The 17199-nt window shown below is 68.3% G+C and carries 19 protein-coding genes and 2 pseudogenes; 6 read left to right on the forward strand and 15 right to left on the reverse strand.

Annotation, left to right across the window (positions count from 1 at the left end):
- Nucleotides 1-36 precede the first annotated feature (36 nt).
- Nucleotides 37-489: a MarR family winged helix-turn-helix transcriptional regulator gene (locus RPX00_RS09040; RefSeq protein ID WP_406639003.1), complete on the forward strand. Its 453-nt coding sequence runs from the start codon at nt 37-39 to the stop codon at nt 487-489.
- 74 nt (nt 490-563) lie between these two features.
- Here the strand turns inward: RPX00_RS09040 and RPX00_RS09045 are convergent, their stop codons facing one another.
- Both RPX00_RS09045 and RPX00_RS09050 read right to left on the reverse strand, forming a co-directional pair.
- Nucleotides 564-1067, reverse strand: a complete 504-nt coding sequence (locus tag RPX00_RS09045) for an RNA polymerase sigma factor (RefSeq protein WP_406639004.1) — start codon at nt 1065-1067, stop codon at nt 564-566.
- Nucleotides 1068-1194: 127 nt separating this feature from the next.
- Nucleotides 1195-1689 carry a winged helix-turn-helix transcriptional regulator gene (locus tag RPX00_RS09050; RefSeq protein WP_406639005.1) on the reverse strand — a complete coding sequence of 165 codons (495 nt, stop codon included), beginning with the start codon at nt 1687-1689 and terminating at the stop codon, nt 1195-1197.
- Between the two features lie 77 nt (nt 1690-1766).
- Between RPX00_RS09050 and RPX00_RS09055 the strand changes: the two genes are divergently transcribed.
- Nucleotides 1767-2411, forward strand: coding sequence for a dihydrofolate reductase family protein (locus RPX00_RS09055; protein ID WP_406639006.1), 645 nt, complete (start codon nt 1767-1769; stop codon nt 2409-2411).
- 1 nt (nt 2412) lies between these two features.
- Here the strand turns inward: RPX00_RS09055 and RPX00_RS09060 are convergent.
- The 6 genes and pseudogenes from RPX00_RS09060 to RPX00_RS09085 all read right to left on the reverse strand — a co-directional run.
- Nucleotides 2413-2856, reverse strand: a pseudogene (locus RPX00_RS09060) (amidohydrolase family protein); the annotation flags it as partial.
- Nucleotides 2808-3266 (reverse strand): amidohydrolase family protein, encoded by a 459-nt coding sequence (locus tag RPX00_RS09065; protein WP_406639007.1) that lies wholly within the window; start codon nt 3264-3266, stop codon nt 2808-2810. The gene RPX00_RS09065 and the pseudogene RPX00_RS09060, both read right to left, overlap by 49 nt.
- A 13-nt stretch (nt 3267-3279) precedes the next feature.
- Entirely contained in the window at nt 3280-4839 is a 1560-nt protein-coding gene (locus RPX00_RS09070) for a benzoate-CoA ligase family protein (RefSeq protein ID WP_406639008.1), read from the reverse strand.
- Between the two features lie 10 nt (nt 4840-4849).
- On the reverse strand, nt 4850-6271 hold the full coding sequence (boxB, locus tag RPX00_RS09075) for a benzoyl-CoA 2,3-epoxidase subunit BoxB (RefSeq protein ID WP_406639009.1): 1422 nt from the start codon (nt 6269-6271) through the stop codon (nt 4850-4852).
- A gap of 4 nt (nt 6272-6275) precedes the next feature.
- A complete protein-coding gene (boxC, locus tag RPX00_RS09080; RefSeq protein ID WP_406639010.1) occupies nt 6276-7913 on the reverse strand; it encodes a 2,3-epoxybenzoyl-CoA dihydrolase in 1638 nt (545 codons plus the stop codon).
- Between the two features lie 32 nt (nt 7914-7945).
- The gene (locus RPX00_RS09085) at nt 7946-8383 is read right to left on the reverse strand and encodes a hypothetical protein (RefSeq protein ID WP_406639012.1); all 438 of its coding nucleotides are present in this window, start codon (nt 8381-8383) and stop codon (nt 7946-7948) included.
- A gap of 127 nt (nt 8384-8510) precedes the next feature.
- On the opposite strand from RPX00_RS09085, the gene RPX00_RS09090 reads away from it, so the two are divergent.
- Nucleotides 8511-9368 carry an alpha/beta fold hydrolase gene (locus RPX00_RS09090; protein WP_406639013.1) on the forward strand — a complete coding sequence of 286 codons (858 nt, stop codon included), beginning with the start codon at nt 8511-8513 and terminating at the stop codon, nt 9366-9368.
- Here RPX00_RS09090 and RPX00_RS09095 read toward each other — a convergent pair.
- Both RPX00_RS09095 and RPX00_RS09100 read right to left on the reverse strand, forming a co-directional pair.
- Entirely contained in the window at nt 9358-10119 is a 762-nt protein-coding gene (locus RPX00_RS09095) for a 2-keto-4-pentenoate hydratase (RefSeq protein WP_406639015.1), read from the reverse strand. The genes RPX00_RS09090 and RPX00_RS09095 overlap by 11 nt on opposite strands.
- Nucleotides 10116-10914 (reverse strand): annotated as a pseudogene (locus RPX00_RS09100) (2-keto-4-pentenoate hydratase). The gene RPX00_RS09095 and the pseudogene RPX00_RS09100 overlap by 4 nt, the downstream one beginning before the upstream one ends.
- Before the next feature lie 152 nt (nt 10915-11066).
- Here RPX00_RS09100 and RPX00_RS09105 point away from each other — a divergent pair.
- Genes RPX00_RS09105 through RPX00_RS09115 form a run of 3 tightly spaced genes read left to right on the forward strand, consistent with a single transcriptional unit; the run spans nt 11067 to nt 12617 of the window.
- Nucleotides 11067-11570, forward strand: coding sequence for a VOC family protein (locus RPX00_RS09105; RefSeq protein WP_406639016.1), 504 nt, complete (start codon nt 11067-11069; stop codon nt 11568-11570).
- A gap of 42 nt (nt 11571-11612) precedes the next feature.
- Complete coding sequence (locus tag RPX00_RS09110) at nt 11613-12179, forward strand: hypothetical protein (RefSeq protein ID WP_406639017.1); 567 nt, start codon at nt 11613-11615, stop codon at nt 12177-12179.
- 36 nt (nt 12180-12215) lie between these two features.
- On the forward strand, nt 12216-12617 hold the full coding sequence (locus RPX00_RS09115) for a CoA-binding protein (RefSeq protein WP_378313307.1): 402 nt from the start codon (nt 12216-12218) through the stop codon (nt 12615-12617).
- Here RPX00_RS09115 and RPX00_RS09120 read toward each other — a convergent pair.
- Genes RPX00_RS09120 through RPX00_RS09140 form a run of 5 tightly spaced genes read right to left on the reverse strand, consistent with a single transcriptional unit; the run spans nt 12606 to nt 17160 of the window.
- Nucleotides 12606-13148 (reverse strand): chloramphenicol phosphotransferase CPT family protein, encoded by a 543-nt coding sequence (locus tag RPX00_RS09120; protein ID WP_406639019.1) that lies wholly within the window; start codon nt 13146-13148, stop codon nt 12606-12608. The genes RPX00_RS09115 and RPX00_RS09120 overlap by 12 nt on opposite strands.
- Complete coding sequence (locus tag RPX00_RS09125) at nt 13145-13813, reverse strand: response regulator transcription factor (protein ID WP_037354559.1); 669 nt, start codon at nt 13811-13813, stop codon at nt 13145-13147. The genes RPX00_RS09120 and RPX00_RS09125 overlap by 4 nt, the downstream gene beginning before the upstream one ends.
- 2 nt (nt 13814-13815) lie before the next feature.
- Entirely contained in the window at nt 13816-15174 is a 1359-nt protein-coding gene (locus RPX00_RS09130) for an ATP-binding protein (protein WP_406639021.1), read from the reverse strand.
- 59 nt (nt 15175-15233) lie between these two features.
- Nucleotides 15234-15941 (reverse strand): type 1 glutamine amidotransferase, encoded by a 708-nt coding sequence (locus RPX00_RS09135; RefSeq protein WP_406639023.1) that lies wholly within the window; start codon nt 15939-15941, stop codon nt 15234-15236.
- Nucleotides 15934-17160 carry a MurT ligase domain-containing protein gene (locus RPX00_RS09140; RefSeq protein WP_406639025.1) on the reverse strand — a complete coding sequence of 409 codons (1227 nt, stop codon included), beginning with the start codon at nt 17158-17160 and terminating at the stop codon, nt 15934-15936. Before RPX00_RS09140 ends, RPX00_RS09135 begins: the two co-directional genes overlap by 8 nt.
- Between the last annotated feature and the right edge of the window lie 39 nt (nt 17161-17199).

Raw genomic sequence — 17199 nt, forward strand, 5'->3', positions numbered from 1 at the left:
TCGCACGAAAGATGTATTCGGGGTAGACTCCGCGAAATGACCCCGGATCCGCAAACGGACGACGACGAGATCGTGACGTGGTGGGGCCTCGTGATCGAGGGCTATCTGGCCACGCAGAACGCACTGATGGGCGAGATCGCCGACCGGTTCGGCCTGGCCCCCGCGTCCTTCGACATCCTGCTGCGCCTGGTGCGGTCCCCCGAACACCGCATGCCGATGACCCGCCTCGCGACGGAGGCTGCCCTGTCCAGCGGCGGTTTCACCAAGGTGGCGGACCGGTTGGTCGCCGCGGATCTGATCTGCCGCGTCCCGAGCCCCGAGGACCGCCGGGTGACGTTTGCGGCACTGACGGAGCATGGGCTGGAAGTGGCGATCAAGGCCCGATCCGCTTGCGCGGAGATCTTGCGGCGGATTGTGCTGACGCCGCTGGGGTCGGACGCGGAGGGGTTGGCGGAGGCAATGCGAAGGCTTCGCTCGGTGAACGGGTGACGATGGGGTGACGGTCCGCCGCCACCCCATCTGCCGAATCAAAGCAGCCGTCTAAAGCCAGGCAGCCGCCCAAGTCATGGATAACTGAACCCCTCCGCCTCCAGCCGACGCCGCAGCACCGTCAAGCAACGCTGCCGGATCCGGCTCACGCTGGCCGGCGAGATACCCAGCTCAGCGGCCAACTGGGCATGCCCAAGCTCCGGATAGTGCGCCAGCAGCAGCATCATCCGCCGATGCCGCTCCGGGAACTTCTCCACCGCCCGCCACAGCGCCTCCGTCAGTTCGCCGGACAGGGCCGCCACCTCTGGCGAATCCACCGGCGTATGCGTCTCCAGCTGCGAATCATCCACAAACGTCACCCGGGAACGCTTTTCCGCCGCCCGGAGCGCGTGCCGCCGGGCAACAGTCGTCAGCCAACCCGCTAAACCGTTCGCGTCTCGCAGGGTCGGCGGGCGGCGCAGGAATTCCAGCCAGGCCGTTTGACAAGCGTCGTCCGCGTCCCCGCGAAGGCCCGGATTCGCGCCGACTATCCGGTTCATTCTCGTCGACAAACGGCGCACCTCGTCCTCGTCCGGCATTCCCGGCTCCCTTCCTCAGTTGGGAAGGCTGACGGACCGGACATCTCGGAGGATCCGCTCCAGCAGGGCGAATGCCGAATCGAGTGATCAACTTCTCCGGCGTGTATCCAGGGGCGGGACAAGCGCCTCAGCCCCGGGCGACCGCCTCCGCATAGGCGGCTGCCAGGCGTTCCGTCGCGGTCGGGCCGTCGCCGGACGGGCGGGGGATTCCCAGGTGCCGCTCCCGGAGTTCCGCCATGAATTCCTCCCACAGCGGCGGGCCGCCGGCTTCGAGCAGTTCCGCTCGCACGCGCAATTCCGGCGTCGTCGGACGGTGCCGCAAACCCCAGCTTGCCAGGTGCACTAAAACCGGCACGAGCTGAATCGCGGCTTCCGTCAAACTGTAAGTCGCGCGTTGTCCGCGACCGGCTGAATCGCGGGTGAGCAATCCCGCTTCGGTCAAGGAGCGCAATCGGTCGGCCAGGATGTTCGACGCGATTCCTTCTTCCGACTGCGATTGCAATTGCCGGAAATGCCGCCGGTCGCCGAACATCACGTCGCGCAGGATCAGCAGGCTCCAGCGGTCGCCGATCACCTCGATCGCGGCGTTGATCGGGCATCCCGAGCGCGGGCCGTCCGGCATCGCACACCTCCTCTGACCACTTGCACTTTACCATCACCTCCGGCATAGTGCTTGCAAAAGACAAGCAGGGAGATGTCATGCTGGTGCGCGTCCAGTGTTTCAACGTTTCCGCCGACGGCTTCGGGGCCGGTCCGGACCAGACCTTCGAGCAGCCGCTCGGCCATCCCGATCCGGCACCGCTCTTCTCCTGGGCCGGGGCCACCGCCAGCTGGCCCATGCGCGGCGAGCCCGGCGGCACCCGCGGGCTCGACGACTACTTCACCCGCGACATGCACCGCAGCGGCACTGTCGGCGCGGAAATCATGGGGCGCAACAAGTTCGGCCCGTATCGCGGCCCGTGGGAGAACCACGACTGGCAGGGCTGGTGGGGCGACGAACCGCCGTTCCGCACCCCGGTCTTCGTCCTCACCCACCACGAACGTCCCTCGATCACCTTGGGCGAGACCACGTTCCACTTCCTCAACGCGACACCCGAGGAAGCGCTCGCGCAGGCGAAGAAAGCCGCCGGCGGCAAGGACGTGCGGATCGGCGGCGGCGTCAACACGGTGCGCCAGTTCGTCGACGCCGGGCTCATCGACATGCTGCACATCGCCGTCGCGCCAGTCGAATTCGGTTCCGGGGAACGGCTTTGGGAAAGCCCGGAGGAGCTGACCGACCGCTATCACCTGGAAAAGGTCCCCAGCTCCAGCGGGGTCGTGCATCACCTGTTCTGGCGGAAGTAGTTCAGCGCAAGCCGGGCATCAGCCGTAACGCGTTCCCGGACAGGACACCGTCCAGTACGTCCGCGGGCAGGCCCAGATCGGCGACCGCGCGGACATTCGTGGCGGTTCCGGGCACCCCGGGCCAGTCGGTGCCGAAGATCCATTTCCGCGCCAACCGCACGAGATCGAATCGCGCGTAGTATTCCGGCAGTTTTTTCGGCGGCAGCCCGGCGAGGTCGAGCCACACGTTCGGCCTCGCCTGGGCCATGAACGCCGCCACGTCGTACCACCAGCCACGACCGCCGTGCGCGAAGACGAAGTTCACCGACGGGAAGTCTTCGACCACATCGGACAGCAGCGACGGATCCCCGTAGCTCGCGCGAGAGCCGGGGAAAACCGAGAGTCCAGAATGGAGGATCACCGGAATCCCCGCTCCGCGCACAAGGCGTAAACCGGGTAAAGCTCCTTGTCCGCCGGGGAAAACGCGCCGTGCACCGGATGGATCTTCAACGCCACGGCACCCAGCGCGAGCTGCCGTTCCACCTCGTCGACCAGCGGGTGATGCAGGTGCGGGTTCACGTTGGCCACCAGCCGGAACCGCTCCGGGTTGTAGGCAGCCAACGGAAGATTGTCTTCAATCGCCTGGATCCCGGTCGCCCGCGGACTGTATTCACAAAACAACAGCACCCGATCGACGCCCTCGCGCGCCATGAGGTCGTCCATCGCGGCGGGGATTACGGTGCCGTCCTCGTCGTAGACCGTGCGCCACGGGTATTCGCCGGCGAAGTCGCGAGCCCAGTCCAGCCACGCGGGCTTGAGCGTGGGCAGCCGCGGGGTGTGCACGTGGGCGTCCACCACGAAGTGCTCGTCGATCATGCCGGCCAGTCGATCACGATTGCGGCTGCGGCACGAGCAGCGACTCGCGCACCATTTCGCGGATCACGTTCCGCCGGATCTTCCCGGTCGCCGTCTTCGGCAGCTCGGCCATCTCCACGACACCGCGCGGCCGTTTGAACGCCGCCAGGCCCTCACGGCAGAATTCGATCAGCTCACCAGCGTCCACAGTGGCCGAAGGCGCGGCGACGACGCACGCCACCGGTTTGTCCAAGCCGTCCTCGTCCGGCGCGGCGACCACCGCCACCTCGGCCACGGCCGGATGTTGCAGCAGCCGTTCCTCCACTTCGGACGGTGACACCCAGATCCCGCCCGCCTTCAACATGTCGCCGAACCGGCCAAGACACGTGTAGGTGCCATCGGCGTTACGCACATAGCTGTCCCCGGTGCGCAACCACGGACCCTGGAAAACCTGTTTCGTAGTCTCGTAGCGCGCCCAATATCCGGTCGCGATGGACGGCCCCGATACAAACAACTCGCCGGGCCGATCCGGCTCTGAAATGACCGCGCCCTGCTCGTCCCGGATCTCGACGGAATACCCCGGCACCGCCACCCCGGTGCTGCCCGGCCGCACCGAACCCGGCTGGTTGGACAGGAAAATATGCAACGCCTCGGTCGACCCGATCCCGTCCAGGATCTCCACTCCGAACCGCGACCGGAACCGCGTGAACAGCGCCGACGGCAACGGTTCCCCGGCCGAAATCGCGTACCGCACTGAGGAAAACGAGTCGTCCGGTACGTCGCTGGCCAGCAGCGCCGCATAGAACGTCGGCACTCCGAAGAACAACGTCGGCCGATCAGCCCGGGCCCGCGCGGCGATGATCCCCGGCGTCGGACGCGCCGGCTCCAGCAGCGTCGTCCCTCCACAAGAGAGCGGAAAGAACGCCGAATTCCCCAGCCCGTAAGCGAAAAACAGCTTCGGCACCGACAAGAACCGGTCCGCGGCGGTGACGCCGAGCACCTGCGACGCATAAGTCGAGCACACCGCGCGAATGCTCCCGTGCCGGTGCATCGCGCCCTTCGGCTGCCCCGTCGTACCCGACGTGTACAGCCACAGCGCGGGCGAATCCTCCCACGTGGCCGCGGGTTCCGGCTCCGACGCGGTCAGCGGCCAGCGGTGCGCCCGCACCCCGGCCGGGAATTCCGCCGGGTCCGCCCGGTCGAGCACGACATCGGTCACCTCGGGCGCGCCGGTCAGCGCGGCGGCCGCCTGCGCGGAGAATTCCCCGGACACGCACAGCACGCGCGCCCGCGAATCGGCGAGCACCTGGCCCAGCTCCAGCCCGGTGACCATAGTGGACACCGGAACCGCGACCGCGCCGATCAGCATCGCGCCGAGGATCCCGCTCAGCAGTTCGACGTCGTCGACCATGCAGAACATCACCCGCTCCTCCGGGCGCACGCCGAGGGCGCGCAGTCCGGAGGCGACCCGATGGGTCTCGGCGGCGAGTTCGCCGTAGCTGAGCGTGCGCCGCGGCGAGACGACCGCGAGCGCGTCCGGACGGCCGCGGCCGAGCAGGTACTCCGCGGCGTTGAAGTTCGCGGGAACCGTCATCGGTGCCCCCTCAGGTGAGGTACACGTACTCGTAGTCGAAAGGTTTTCCGTTGATGCCCTGCCTCGGCGGCGCGACCCAGCTGGCGATCTTCCCGCGCTCGTACACCGGGTGCATGAGCGACCGGACGAACGTCAGGTCCTCGGCCGTCGGCAGCCATTTGTGCCGCGCTGCCTCCCACGTCGCCTCGTCGACGATGCTGCCGTCCGGAGTAACGTGGTGGCCGGAGTTTATGCCCACCTCGCGGTTGAAACCAGGGTGCGGCAACGCGAACCGGAAGTCGATGCCCGCGTCGGCGAGGATCTTGTTCCACCGGTTCACGCCGGTCTGGCAATCCGCGGTGTACTCGCCGCGCAGGTCGAGGTTCAGCAGCAGGATGGCCTGCAGTTCCTCGGACGTCCAGGTGCCGTCGGCGCACGGCCGGTCGAGCACGCGGGCATCGTCGGTGAGCTTGTGGTCGTCCTTGCGCCGCGTCTCCTGCCAGCGGCCCTTGAGCCCGGCGGTGTAGTAGTTCGCCGCGTTCGTGGACGTCTCGCTGCCGAACAGGTCGAGCGACACCGTGTAGTGGAAGTTCAGGTACCGCTGGATCAGGTCCAGCGGGATGCCGCCGTGCGAGGCGATGTCGTACGTGTCGTGCTCGCGGATGAGTTCGGCGCTGCGCTGCACCACCCGGTCGACGCCGGTGGTGCCCACCATCATGTGGTGCGCCTCCTCCTTGAGCATGAACTCGCAGGTGCGCGAAAGCGGGTCGAACGAGCTTTCCTTCAGCGTGCCGAGCTGGTATTTCCCGTCGCGGTCGGTGAAGTAGGTGAACATGTAGAACGCGAGCCAGTCGGCCGTTTCCTCGTTGAACGCGCCGAGGATGCGCGGCGCGTCCGGGCTGCCGGAGTTGCGCAGCAGCAGGCCCTCGGCCTCGTCCCGGCCTTCGCGGCCGAAGTACGCGTGCAGCAGGTACACCATCGCCCACAGATGCCGCCCCTCCTCCACGTTCACCTGGAAGAGATTGCGCAGGTCATACAGCGAGGGCGCGGTGAGCCCGAGCAACCGCTGCTGCTCGACCGACGCCGGTTCGGTGTCGCCCTGGATCACGATCAGCCGCTGCAGGTCGGCGCGATACTCGCCGGGCACCTGCTGCCACACCGGTTCGCCGGCGTGCTCGCCGAACGCGATCCGCCGGTCCGGTTCCCGTTCGGCGAGGAAGATGCCCCAGCGGTAATCCGGCACGTTCGCGTGGTCGAAGTGCGCCCAGCCGTCGCGGCCGACGCTCACCGCGGTGCGCAGGTACACGCCCTCGGTCTCCAGCGTGGGCCCCATCTCGCCCCACCAGTTCATGAACTTCGGCTGCCAGCCCTCCAGCGCGCGCTGCAGCCGCCGGTCGTCGGCGAGGTGCACGTTGTTCGGGATTTTGGCGTCGTAGTCGATCTTTTCGGGCATCGGTTCAGACCCGCTTCCTGTCGAAGACCGCCTTCTGCCCGGTGCCGTACCGGCGCAGCGCACCGTCGGGACCGGAGGCGTTCGGTCGGGTGAAGATCCAGTTCTGCCAGGCGGTCAGCCGCCCGAAGATCTTGGTTTCGATCGTTTCCGGGCCGACGAACCGGTGGTTCGCCTCCATCCCGGTGAGCGCGTCCGGCGACAGCGAAGCGCGGCCTTCCAGCGCGATCCGGATCTCGTCCTCCCAGTCGAGATCGTCCGGGGCGTCGGTGACCAGGCCGAGTTCGACCGCCTCGGCGGCGCTCAGCGGACGGTCGCGTTCCCGTGCCAGCCAGGTCAGATGGTCGTCGTCGCCGTAGAACCGCGACTCCAGCCGGGACAGGCCGTTGCCCATCGGGAAGACGCCGAAATTGGCTTCCGACAAGGTGATGGACGCGCGTTCCGGCGAATCCTCGTCCTCGATCGGCGGCCCGTCCAGCAGGTACTGCCGATCCGCCGCGAAGGCCAGCTCCAGCAGGGAGCCGGCGAAGCAGCTGCCCGGTTCGATCAACGCGATCAAGGTACGGCTGGTGACGTCCAGCCGCTTCAGCGTGCGTTTGTAGTAGTGCAGGATTTCGTTGCTCAGCCAGTCTTTTCCGCTGAGCACGACCTCCTCGTGCGCGAGCACCGCCTCCGGATCGCCTTCGGTCCGCAGCACCCAGGTGCCGAGGTCCGGTTCGTTCGTGCGCAGCCGCAGGATCGCGTCGTCCAGCTCGCGGGTCAGCCGCAGCAGCCAGCCGTCCAGCTGCGGTTCACCCTCCGGCCCTAACACCGTGAGCGTGACCAGCGAGTTCGGCCGGTCATACGCGACGCGCACGTGCCGGTACTCGATCCCGTCGTCGGTGCTCGACGGTTCCAGCGGGGCCAGCTCGATCCCCTGCTCGGCGGGCAGCCGGTCGGATTCGGCGGCCAGTTCGTGTGCCCGCGACAGCACTTTTTCCCGGAACCCGACGCGCGGCACCAGCTCGTCCACCAGCCGCCAGTCGACTGCGGTCCGGCCCTTGACGCCGTCCGGCCGGGTCGCGAACACGTCCGCGAGATCCCGCCGGACCCGCCGTTTGTCGACCACCCTGGTGAGCCCGCCGGTGCCGGGCAGCACGCCGAGCAGCGGCACCTCCGGCAACGCGACGGTGGACGAGTTGTCGTCGACCAGCAGGATCTTTTCGCAGGCCAGCGCGATTTCGTAACCACCGCCGGCACAGCTGCCGTTCACCGCCGCGACGTAGGTCTGGCCGGAGAACTCGGTGGCGTCCTCGATGCCGTTGCGGGTTTCGTTGGTGAACTTGCAGAAGTTCACCTTCCACTCGTGCGGCGACGCGGCGAGCATCCGGATGTTGGCCCCGGCGCAGAACACCTTGTCCTTGGCGCTGGTCACGATCACCGCGCGCACCTGCGGATGCTCGAACCGCAGCCGCTGGGTGGCGTCGTAGAACTCGATGTCGACGCCGAGGTCGTACGAGTTCAGCTTCAGCTCGTACCCGGGCACGAGGCCGCCCTGCTCGTCGACGTCCATCTCCAGCCAGGCGACCTCGCCGTCGACGGTCAGCCGCCAGTGCCGGTAGGTGTCCGGATGCCGCTCGAATGTGACAGGTGTGGTGGTGGTCACGTCCTCGATTGTCTACATGCTTTCAACGAACGTCAATGTTGTGTAGACATTTGCCCGGCGACACTCACCCGGTTGAGCCGCATCGCCGCCCAGCACACGAATACCCACAGCGCCACGGCCGCCAACGTGTCAGTGAAGATCGTGGCGAACCAGAACGCCGGGACCTGCGGCACGCCGACGAGGAAGTGCCCCGCGCTAGCCAGCCCGGACAGCGAGTAGACCAGCAGAAACGCCAGCGATCGCCAGTACCGGCCGCCCAGGTAGGCGCGATAGCCGAGCACGCCGCACACGGTGAAGACCACCCAGCTCACGGCCACCACGATCTGCGCGGCCAGCACGCTGATGCCCGGAATCTGCGGATAGTCCGCCGCGCGCACGACGTTGTGGGTGTAGTGCAGGACCGTGCTGACCAGGGTGAACGCCAGAATCACCCGCAGCGGGCCGAGTCCCTTTTCGCGCAGAACGTCCATACTGCTCGCCCCCTTGCGATTTGATAGATCGCTCTAGCGGGAGCGTACCGCGAGGCCGGCGGTCAGACCAGCCAGCCGACCCGGGGTCCGCCGCACCGGACAACGGCTTTTCGGTGAAACTGGAGCCATGACCGAGCAGACCATCGAGGCCGACGGCATCACCCTGTGCCACGAATCGTTCGGCGATCCGTCCGCGCCGCCGTTGCTGCTGGTGATGGGCCTGGCCGCGCCGATGATCTGGTGGGACGACGAGTTCTGCGTCCAGCTGGCCGAGGCCGGCTTCCACGTCCACCGGTTCGACAACCGCGACGTCGGGCGCTCGCAGTGGTGGACCGGCCGGGCCAGCCTGCCGCTCGCGTACTTCCTGCGGTCCGCGCCATACTCGCTCGGCGACCTTGCCGACGACGCGGGCAAGCTGCTCGACGCACTCGGCATCGAACGCGCGCACGTGGTCGGCACGTCGATGGGCGGGATGATCGCGCAGGAGTTCGCGATCCGGCACCCCGAGCGCGTGCGGACACTGACGTCGATCATGTCGACGACCGGTGCCCGGAACGTCGGTCTGCCCAGCCCGCGGGCCGCGCTCGCGATGCTGGCCCCTGGCCCGCGCACGCGTGAGGACTACGTGACGCAGCTGGTGCGCACGTCACGGCTGATCGGCTCGCGCGAATTTCCGTTCGACGAGGACCATTTCCGCCAGCGCGCGGAACGCACGTACGACCGCGGCCTCAACCCGGCGGGCGTGTTTCGGCAGCTCGCCGCGATCCTGTCCTCCCGCGACCGTACCGCTGATCTGCGCCGGCTTTCCTTGCCGTCCTTGGTGATTCACGGTACGGCCGACCCGCTCGTGCACGTGTCCGGCGGCCGCGCGACCGCCCGAGCGCTGGGTGCGGACCTCGACCTCGTGCCCGGTATGGGACACGATCTGCCGCGCGAAGTGTGGCCACGCGTGATCGCCGGGATCAAGCGGCTGGCTACCCGCTGATCGTCACCGAGCCCAGGTTCGAGAAGTGCGCGGCGACGCGCGAGCCCGGGCGCAGTTCGACGGCGTCGGTCATCCCGCCGGTCAGCACGAGCCAGCCCGGTTCGAGCGCCAATCCGCGTGCGGCCAAGGAATTCGCTGCCAGCGCCAGCGCCTCGGCCGGGTGGCCTTGGACGGCGGCACCGGTCGCCGTGTCGACGATCTGACCGTCCACTTCGAGCAGTGCGGCTTCCAGCGAAAGATCCAAAGAGGACGGTGGACGGCCGACCGAGCCGAGCCCGAATAGCGCCGACGAACCGTTGTCCGCGACGACGTCCGGCAGCGTGAAACGGTAGTCGCGGTACCGGCTGTCGATGATCTCGATTCCACCGTATACCTGGGAAACCGCGGCGAGCGCGGTAGCCGCGGTGACGCCCGGGCCGGCGAGCCGCTCGCCGAGCACGAACACCAATTCCGGCTCCGCGCGCGGATGGATGAGCTGCGGCGTCGGGGCGCCCGCGGGCAGCACCATCGCGTCTGTCAGCCACGCGAGCAGGGGTTCTTCGACGCCCATCCGCTGCTGCTTCGCCCGCGACGTGAGCCCGAGCTTCACCCCGATCAGCGTCTCACCACGTTCCTGACGCAGCCGAAGCGCTTCGTCCTGGATCGCGTAGGCAGTGGCGAGGTCGAGGTCCGGCCAGCTGTCGGTGAGCTGTGCGCTTTCTTCCGTCCGGCCGAGCAATTCCCGCGCCGCGGCAACGATATTGGTCGTCACTTGTCCTCCTCCGGAGCGAACACCGCGGTCACGCTGCCCAGGCCGGCCATCGTCGCGACGACGGTGTCGCCGGGGCGGACGGTCTGCGCGGCGGTCATCGAACCGGGCAGGACGACGTGGCCGGGCTCCAGCGTCACACCGAGCGGGCCGACGGTGTTGGCCAGCCACACCAGTGCGTTGATCGGCGAACCCAGCACCGCGCCGCCCGCGCCGGTGGCCGCGAGCTGACCGTTGACGTGCAGCGTGCAGCCGGCGAGCCGCAGGTCGACGTCGCGCAGGTTGGTCGGGCTGCTGCCGAGGATGACGCCGCCGGACGACGCGTTGTCCGCGACGGTGTCGAAGATCGAGATTTTCCAGTCCCGGACACGCGAATCGACGATCTCCAGCGACGGCAGCACGAAGTCGACCGCGCGGACGGCGTCGGCGACGGTCACACCCGGACCGCGCAGCGGCGCGCCGAGCACGAACGCGATCTCCGGTTCGATGCGCGGCTGCAGGAACCGCGTCGTCGGGATCGGCTGGTGTTCGAGCAGGAACATCGAGCTGGTGAGGTGCCCAGAAGTCGGGCTGGTTGACGCCCATCTGGCGCTGCATCGCGGCGGAGGCGAGGCCGACCTTGTGGCCGCGCACCACGTCGCCCGCCGCCACCCACGCGCGGACTTGCTCCTGCTGCACGCGGTAGGCGTCTTCGATGGTCGCGTCGGGGAAGGTCTTCACGAGCGGATCGATCGGCTCGTGGCGCTCGTACGCGCTCGTCAGCAGCGCGACGGCGTCCTGCAGCTCAGCGGGTTCCACGGGCCGAACTTTGCCTGACCGCGGCGCGCGAGCCAACCTGGCCGTTCCATTCACCGGTACGGCCCATTTCTCTCGCTCGCGAACCTCTTGCGTGCGAGAGTTTGTCGGCGTACCGTTCTCCGTGTTGGCTCCCAGAGAGGACGTGACCCGAGATGGCACCCACCGAGACTGAAGTCGCCCAGCTCGCGCAGACCCGCGACCAGCTGCGGGAACGGCATCTGCGCCCCGCCGCGGAACGCCCGGCGACCGTGGGCCGCGGCATCCATCACACGGCGCTGCTGTCCAGCGACGTCGAGCGGACCATCACCTTCTACCAGGACATTCTCGGCTTCCCGCTCACCGAGCTGATCGAAAACCGCGACTACCCCGGGTCAAGCCACTTCTTCTTCGACGTCGGCAACGGCAACGCGGTCGCGTTCTTCGACCTGCCCGGCCTCGACCTCGGCCCGTACGCGGAGGTGCTCGGCGGCCTACACCACCTTGCCCTGTCGCTCACCCCCGACCAGTGGGCGGGCGCGCGCTCCCGGCTCGACGCCGCCGGGGTGAAGTACCAGGAAGAAAGCGGCACGTCGATCTACTTCGCCGACCCCGACGGGGCCCGGATCGAGCTGATCGCCGACGACCTCGGCGAAATGTACGGCTCGAAGATCGGCTGAACCACTGGACTCGGCGGGTTGCCGGGTTCAGAGTGTGGGCCCATGGGCGACTGGGCGGCTTCGCGGCAGAAGGCACGGCTCGACCGGCGGGAAGCGATCGACGAGCTGATCGCGCAGGTCCGCTTCGAGGTGCGGCTGCACCTGGCGGAACCGGCCGCGGTGAGCCGCTACGACGATCTCGCGGCGGTGTTCGCCATCGGCCACAGCGAGTGCGCCGCGCTGCTGGCCCACCACCGCCTGCTGCCGTGGTGGGAACGCCGCCTGCTCACGCGATTCGCGCGCCGGCTGCACGGCCGCGCGATCGCGGGCAGCGTGTTCGACGTACCACCGGATGCGCCGGTCGCTAGTGCCTTTCGCGTGGAGATCGCCCGCCTTCTCCCCGACGCGGGCGACACCGGAGCCCGCTACGACCTGCAGGGACGCGGCCTGCTCACCGTCTTCCGCCTGGCACTAGGCGCACGCGGCGAAGCGTGGCCAGACCGGCACGACGTCGCGTCCACGGTCGCCCGCAATATCTTGGTGTGCAGTTCCGCGTTCTTGCGCCGGTCGCCGTGGCATGTGCTGTGGCCGGTCTACCGCGTCCGCGGCTTGCGGCTGTGGCGCCTGTGACGGAATCCCTGGCGCCATTGGGATGTTGAGGAGAGTATGAAGCCTGAAGAGATCCTCGCTAACGCGCGCACGATCGCGGTCGTCGGCCTGAGCCGCGACCCGGACAAGGCCGCGCACGGCGTACCGGCTTCGCTGCAGGCGCACGGTTTCCGGATCATCCCGGTGCACCCGTCGGCGACCGAGTTGCTTGGGGAGAAGGTGTATCGGTCGCTGGAGGATATTCCGGAACCGGTGGATCTGGTGGACGTTTTCCGTCCAGCTGACGAAGCTCCCGACATCGCGCGTTCGGCGGTGGCGATCGGGGCTAAGGCCTTGTGGCTGCAGCAGGGGATTGTGTCGGCGGAGGCGCGGAGGATCGCTTCGGAGGCTGGGTTGGAGTATGTCGAGGACCGGTGCACGGCTGTGGTTCGGGCGGTGGCGGGGATTTCAGTGGCTTAGCCGGTGGAAGGCTTGAGAACGGCCTGGTTTTGTGATGAAGTCGGCGATGATCTGCGCGCATTCTCGCGGAGTCTGCACCGACGTGTCGCATTCGACGTCGTAATCGCCATGGGCGTGCACAATCGGGTACTGACGTTCAGCCAACCCGGCCGGACGGTCGCCTCGCGCCTGCTCACGCCGCCGCAGCTCCGGCAGCGGGCAATGCACTCCCACGAAGGTAACTTCCTGGTCCCGCAACACCTCCAGGCAGTCTTCGAGCCAATGCGGCCGAAGCACGTGGTCGGCGATCACGCCGTTGCCAGCCGCCGCGAGACCGGCCAGCATTCGGTGATAACCGCGCACCGTCCGTTCAAAGACCTTGTCGAACTCAGGCGTACCGAACTCAGGCGTCTGCGTCCTCGACCGCATGCTGTTGATCGCGTCCCGCGGCACCAGGAAATACGGTCCGGGCAGTAAATCCAGCAGTTCCGCCGCAATACTCGACTTTCCGGAACTGGACGTGCCATTGAGAAAAACGATATGCCCACTCATCCGACGAGCCGATACCCCACCCCGCGCACCGTCTCGATCGTCCGCGTCCCGAACGGCGCGTCGATCTTCCGCCGCAAATACCCCACATAAACCTCGACGACGTTCTCGTCGCCCTCGTAATGCGCGTCCCAAACGTGGCCAAGAATCTCGTTCTTAGTCAGCGCCGCCCCCTGCCGCCGCAGCAAAAACTCCAGCAACCCGAACTCACGCGCGGTCAGCTCAATCCGCGTCTCTCCCCTGTGGACAGTGCGCGCGGCCGGGTCAAGCCGCAGGTCACCGGCGGTCAGCACGGCCGGACGAGCTGGCGCACCCCGGCGAAGCAACGCACGCAGCCGGGCCAGCAAAACGACAAACGAGAACGGCTTCGAAAGGTAATCGTCCGCGCCGAGGTCGAACGCATCCGCCTCGTCGTACTCGCCGTCCTTGGCCGTCAGCATCAGCACCGGAGTCCAATTCTCCGCGGCCCGCAACCGTTTCAGCACTTCATAGCCAGACAGCTCGGGCAGCATGATGTCGAGCACCACGGCGTCGTAATCGTGCTCCATCGCCGACCACAGCCCGTCCCGGCCGGTGTGTGCCACGTTCACCGTGAACCCCTCGGCGACCAGGCCGCGGCGAAGGGTTTCGGCGAACTCCAGTTCGTCCTCCACGATCAGCAACCGCATGCTCAGTCCTCCTCGATCAGGGGCAATTCGATGCTCGGCAGTTCGATCACGAAATGCGCGCCCGGATAGCTCGGGTCGGCGACGTCGACGTACCGCGCGCGGCCGCCGTGCCGGGCCGCGATGCCAGCGACGATCGACAGTCCGAGTCCGGTGCCGCCGCGCCGTCGTGACGCGTCCAGCCGCACGAACCGTTCGAACACTCGCTCCCGGTCCTCCTCGGCGACGCCCGGGCCGTCATCGCTCACCTCCACGACGACCATCTCATCTTGCACCGAACTCGCGATCCGGATCCGCTCGCGCGCGTGGCCGCACGCGTTGTCGACGAGGTTGCGTACGGCGCGACGCAGCTGCGCCTCGCTGCCGCGCACCTTCGCCGGTCCCGCGCGCACTTCGATCTCTACAGCTGCTTCGCCGCGTACGCGTTCAGCTTCGGCGCGGACGATGTCGTCCAGATCGACTTCGGTGCTTGCGGGTCGGTCGGTGGCGTCGTCGGTGCGCGCGAGCATCAGGAGGTCGTCAACCAGCTCTCGCAGCCGCGCGGTCTCGCGGGTGATCACCGGCACCAGTTCGTCGGTGGTCTCGGGATGTTGGCTCGAAACGTCGAGCGCGGTGCTGATGGTCGACAGTGGCGAGCGCAGCTCGTGGCTCGCGTCGGCGACGAAGCGGCGTTGTGCGGCCTGCGCGGACCCGAGACGCTCGAGCATCTCGTTGAGCGTGACAGCGAGCCGGTGTACCTCGTCGCCGCCAGGGGGCAGCGGTACGCGCAGGGCGAGGTCGCGTGTCGAGATCTCGGCGACTGTACGTCGCATCCGCTCCACCGGTCGCAGTGCAGAGCCAACCGAGCGGTACACCGCGAAGCCGGCGATACCGAGCAGCGGCAGCGAGATCAGCCCTAGCAACAGCGTGAGCCGAGCAGAGGCTTCGGTGACTGGTTCAAGCGACCGTGCGGAGATGACGATGAACGGTCCGCCTGGGCCGTTGACGCCTTCCGAGACCAAGCGGTAGTCGCTGGCGTCGCCGTCTAAACCGAGAGGCAGCGTCTCGACGGTCTCCTGCCCCGGAGCGGGGCGCGCGCCGCTGATAGCCGGACGGCCGACGATCGCGGGGTCGCTCGCGATAGGCGTGCTTCGCGGCCCGAGGACCTGCGTGACGGCTTCAGTGTCACCAGTGCTCGCGACGTCGCTCGGTGACAGGTCTCGCGCGCCCGCGCGCACGAGTTGGACGGCAACCTGCCGCGCGGTGCTGCGCGCGCTCTCGGTGACGCTTCGGTCGAGTGACTGCTGCAGCAACAGCACCACGACGACACACGCGGTCGCGATGGCCAGCGCGAGCGCGAGCACGGCAACCCCGGTTGTCCGCATACGGACACCTGCGGCAGCGAGAAGTCTCACGTACGCAGCGTAACGAGCAGAGAGTGACGTCATCGTGCGCGGCGCGCGGCCAGCCGTTCCGAGCGCAGCGTGTCCACCTCAGTCAGGTCCAACGGCTTCAGCGCGTGGCCCAGCACCCACGACAACAGCAGGTCAGCCAGCTCAGGATTCCGCGCCAACGCCGGACCGTGGAGGTAAGTGCCCAGGACATGACCGGTGACCGCGCCCTCGGTGCCATCTCCGTTGCCAGTGCCGCGCACGACCCGGCCCAGCGGCGCGCTGCCCGGACCGAGCACGCTCGCGCCCTGATGGTTCTCGAAGCCGGTCAACGGCGTCTCGAGCAGGTTCGGTTCGACGATCAGCTCGGCCACCGCGCGTTGTTCGGACGGCCCGGTGACGAGGTCGAGCAACCCCAGCCCGTCGTGGTCGACACCGTCGACGCCGCGGAAGCGCGTGCCCAGGATCTGCAGGCCAGCGCATACCCCGAACACCGGCCGTCCGGCGTCCGCCGCGCTGCGCAGCCCGGACGCGCTGCGTAGGAAATCCGCGGCGAGCACCTGAGCCATGTCCTCGCCGCCGCCAAGCAGGTAGAGGTCCAAAGTGGACGGTACTTCGGAGTCCAGCGAAACCGGCACCACCTCGGCGTCGTAACCGCGCCACTGCAAGCGTTTGCAGAGCACCTGCGCGTTTCCGGAATCGCCGTACGTCCCGAGCACTTCAGGCAGCAAGAGGCCGATGCCGACGGTCGAGTCAGACATCGGGCAACCGGTCGACCAGGTCTCGGAAGGCGGTGTAGTTCGCGACGAGTTCGACGCCGCCCGGCGGCAGCGTGTCGATCGCGCTGACCGGGTCCGGAGCCGACCAGTGCGGCACTTCGGCGTAGCAAAGCCGCACCGCGAGGTCCGCCGACCGCTCGCCGGCGACGACGACCTGACGGCCCCGCAACCGCTCGAAATGCACGTCCCAGAGCCACGACAGGTCACGGCCGTCCGCCTCGTGCGCGTTGACCGCGACGACGACCGGGGTGTCCTCGTCGAGCACACGCAGCGTTTCCGCCCAGCCAGCCGGGTTCTTGGCCAGCATGAGCCGCACCGAATGCCGGGTGCGGCGGACCGTGCGATAGCGCCCGCCGATGTCGGTGATCGTGCGCAACCGGGCCGCAGCGGTGTGCGGCGGCACGCCAACGCAGTGCGCGGCAGCGAGCGCGAGCGCGGCGTTGGCCCGGTTCGCGTCCCCAGGCAGCCGCAGGTCGAGGTCCACCCGACGGCCGCCGGGAGTGGTGACCAGGTCACCATCGAGAGCCCAAGCCGGCTCCGGACGGGCGAAGGCGCACGCCGCGCAACGCCATTCGCGCTCGGTGTGGGTGACCGCGCCGCCGCATCGCGGGCAGGAGACGGAATCGCCCGACCAGCGCCGTCCAGTGCCGACCCACACCGGCCGCGCCGCCGCCGAAGCCGCGGACGTGACCAGGACGTCGTCGCAGTTCGCGACCACGACGGTGCGGGACAGCCCGGCGAACGCGGCGCGGAGATCACGCTCCATCATCCGCACCTCGCCGACGCGATCGAGCTGGTCCCGGCTGAGATTGAGCAGCACGAGCGCGGCGGGCTGCACCTGCTCGGCCACCCACGGAACGTAGGTTTCGTCGACCTCCAGCACCGCGTACGGCGCGTCCGGGCGGGCGGCGAGCGCGGCCACCAGACCGTCGGGCATGTTCGCGCCATCGCCGTTGTGCGCGACCTCGGCGAGCGCTTCGAGCGCGCGGGTCAGCATCAGCGACGTGGTGGTCTTGCCGTTCGTGCCGGTGACGATCACGACCGTGCGATCGCGGCCGAGCCTGCGCAGCGCCTTGGGGTCGAGCCGCAGCGTGACGCGGCCGCCGATCACCCCGCCGCGGCCCAGTCCGGAGGCACGCGAAAACCACGCGGTCAGCCGCCCGGCGGCGACCGACGCCCGGGTGCGCAGACGTGTGGACATCACGCAAACCGTGCGGCACAAGCGCTGTGATTTTCCTGA

The organism is Amycolatopsis sp. WGS_07 (genome assembly GCF_045278895.1).
In the GTDB taxonomy this organism is placed as follows: Bacteria; Actinomycetota; Actinomycetes; order Mycobacteriales; family Pseudonocardiaceae; genus Amycolatopsis.

Excerpts from the sequence above, each read along its gene's own strand:
- RPX00_RS09040 (WP_406639003.1), top strand. The coding sequence starts at position 37 with ATGACCCCGGATCCGCAAACGGACGACGACGAGATCGTGACGTGGTGG.
- RPX00_RS09045 (WP_406639004.1), bottom strand. The coding sequence starts at position 1,067 with ATGCCGGACGAGGACGAGGTGCGCCGTTTGTCGACGAGAATGAACCGG.
- RPX00_RS09050 (WP_406639005.1), bottom strand. The coding sequence starts at position 1,689 with ATGCCGGACGGCCCGCGCTCGGGATGCCCGATCAACGCCGCGATCGAG.
- RPX00_RS09055 (WP_406639006.1), top strand. The coding sequence starts at position 1,767 with ATGCTGGTGCGCGTCCAGTGTTTCAACGTTTCCGCCGACGGCTTCGGG.
- RPX00_RS09065 (WP_406639007.1), bottom strand. The coding sequence starts at position 3,266 with ATGATCGACGAGCACTTCGTGGTGGACGCCCACGTGCACACCCCGCGG.
- RPX00_RS09070 (WP_406639008.1), bottom strand. The coding sequence starts at position 4,839 with ATGACGGTTCCCGCGAACTTCAACGCCGCGGAGTACCTGCTCGGCCGC.
- boxB (WP_406639009.1), bottom strand. The coding sequence starts at position 6,271 with ATGCCCGAAAAGATCGACTACGACGCCAAAATCCCGAACAACGTGCAC.
- RPX00_RS09085 (WP_406639012.1), bottom strand. The coding sequence starts at position 8,383 with ATGGACGTTCTGCGCGAAAAGGGACTCGGCCCGCTGCGGGTGATTCTG.
- RPX00_RS09090 (WP_406639013.1), top strand. The coding sequence starts at position 8,511 with ATGACCGAGCAGACCATCGAGGCCGACGGCATCACCCTGTGCCACGAA.
- RPX00_RS09105 (WP_406639016.1), top strand. The coding sequence starts at position 11,067 with ATGGCACCCACCGAGACTGAAGTCGCCCAGCTCGCGCAGACCCGCGAC.
- RPX00_RS09110 (WP_406639017.1), top strand. The coding sequence starts at position 11,613 with ATGGGCGACTGGGCGGCTTCGCGGCAGAAGGCACGGCTCGACCGGCGG.
- RPX00_RS09115 (WP_378313307.1), top strand. The coding sequence starts at position 12,216 with ATGAAGCCTGAAGAGATCCTCGCTAACGCGCGCACGATCGCGGTCGTC.
- RPX00_RS09120 (WP_406639019.1), bottom strand. The coding sequence starts at position 13,148 with ATGAGTGGGCATATCGTTTTTCTCAATGGCACGTCCAGTTCCGGAAAG.
- RPX00_RS09125 (WP_037354559.1), bottom strand. The coding sequence starts at position 13,813 with ATGCGGTTGCTGATCGTGGAGGACGAACTGGAGTTCGCCGAAACCCTT.
- RPX00_RS09130 (WP_406639021.1), bottom strand. The coding sequence starts at position 15,174 with ATGCGGACAACCGGGGTTGCCGTGCTCGCGCTCGCGCTGGCCATCGCG.
- RPX00_RS09135 (WP_406639023.1), bottom strand. The coding sequence starts at position 15,941 with ATGTCTGACTCGACCGTCGGCATCGGCCTCTTGCTGCCTGAAGTGCTC.
- RPX00_RS09140 (WP_406639025.1), bottom strand. The coding sequence starts at position 17,160 with ATGTCCACACGTCTGCGCACCCGGGCGTCGGTCGCCGCCGGGCGGCTG.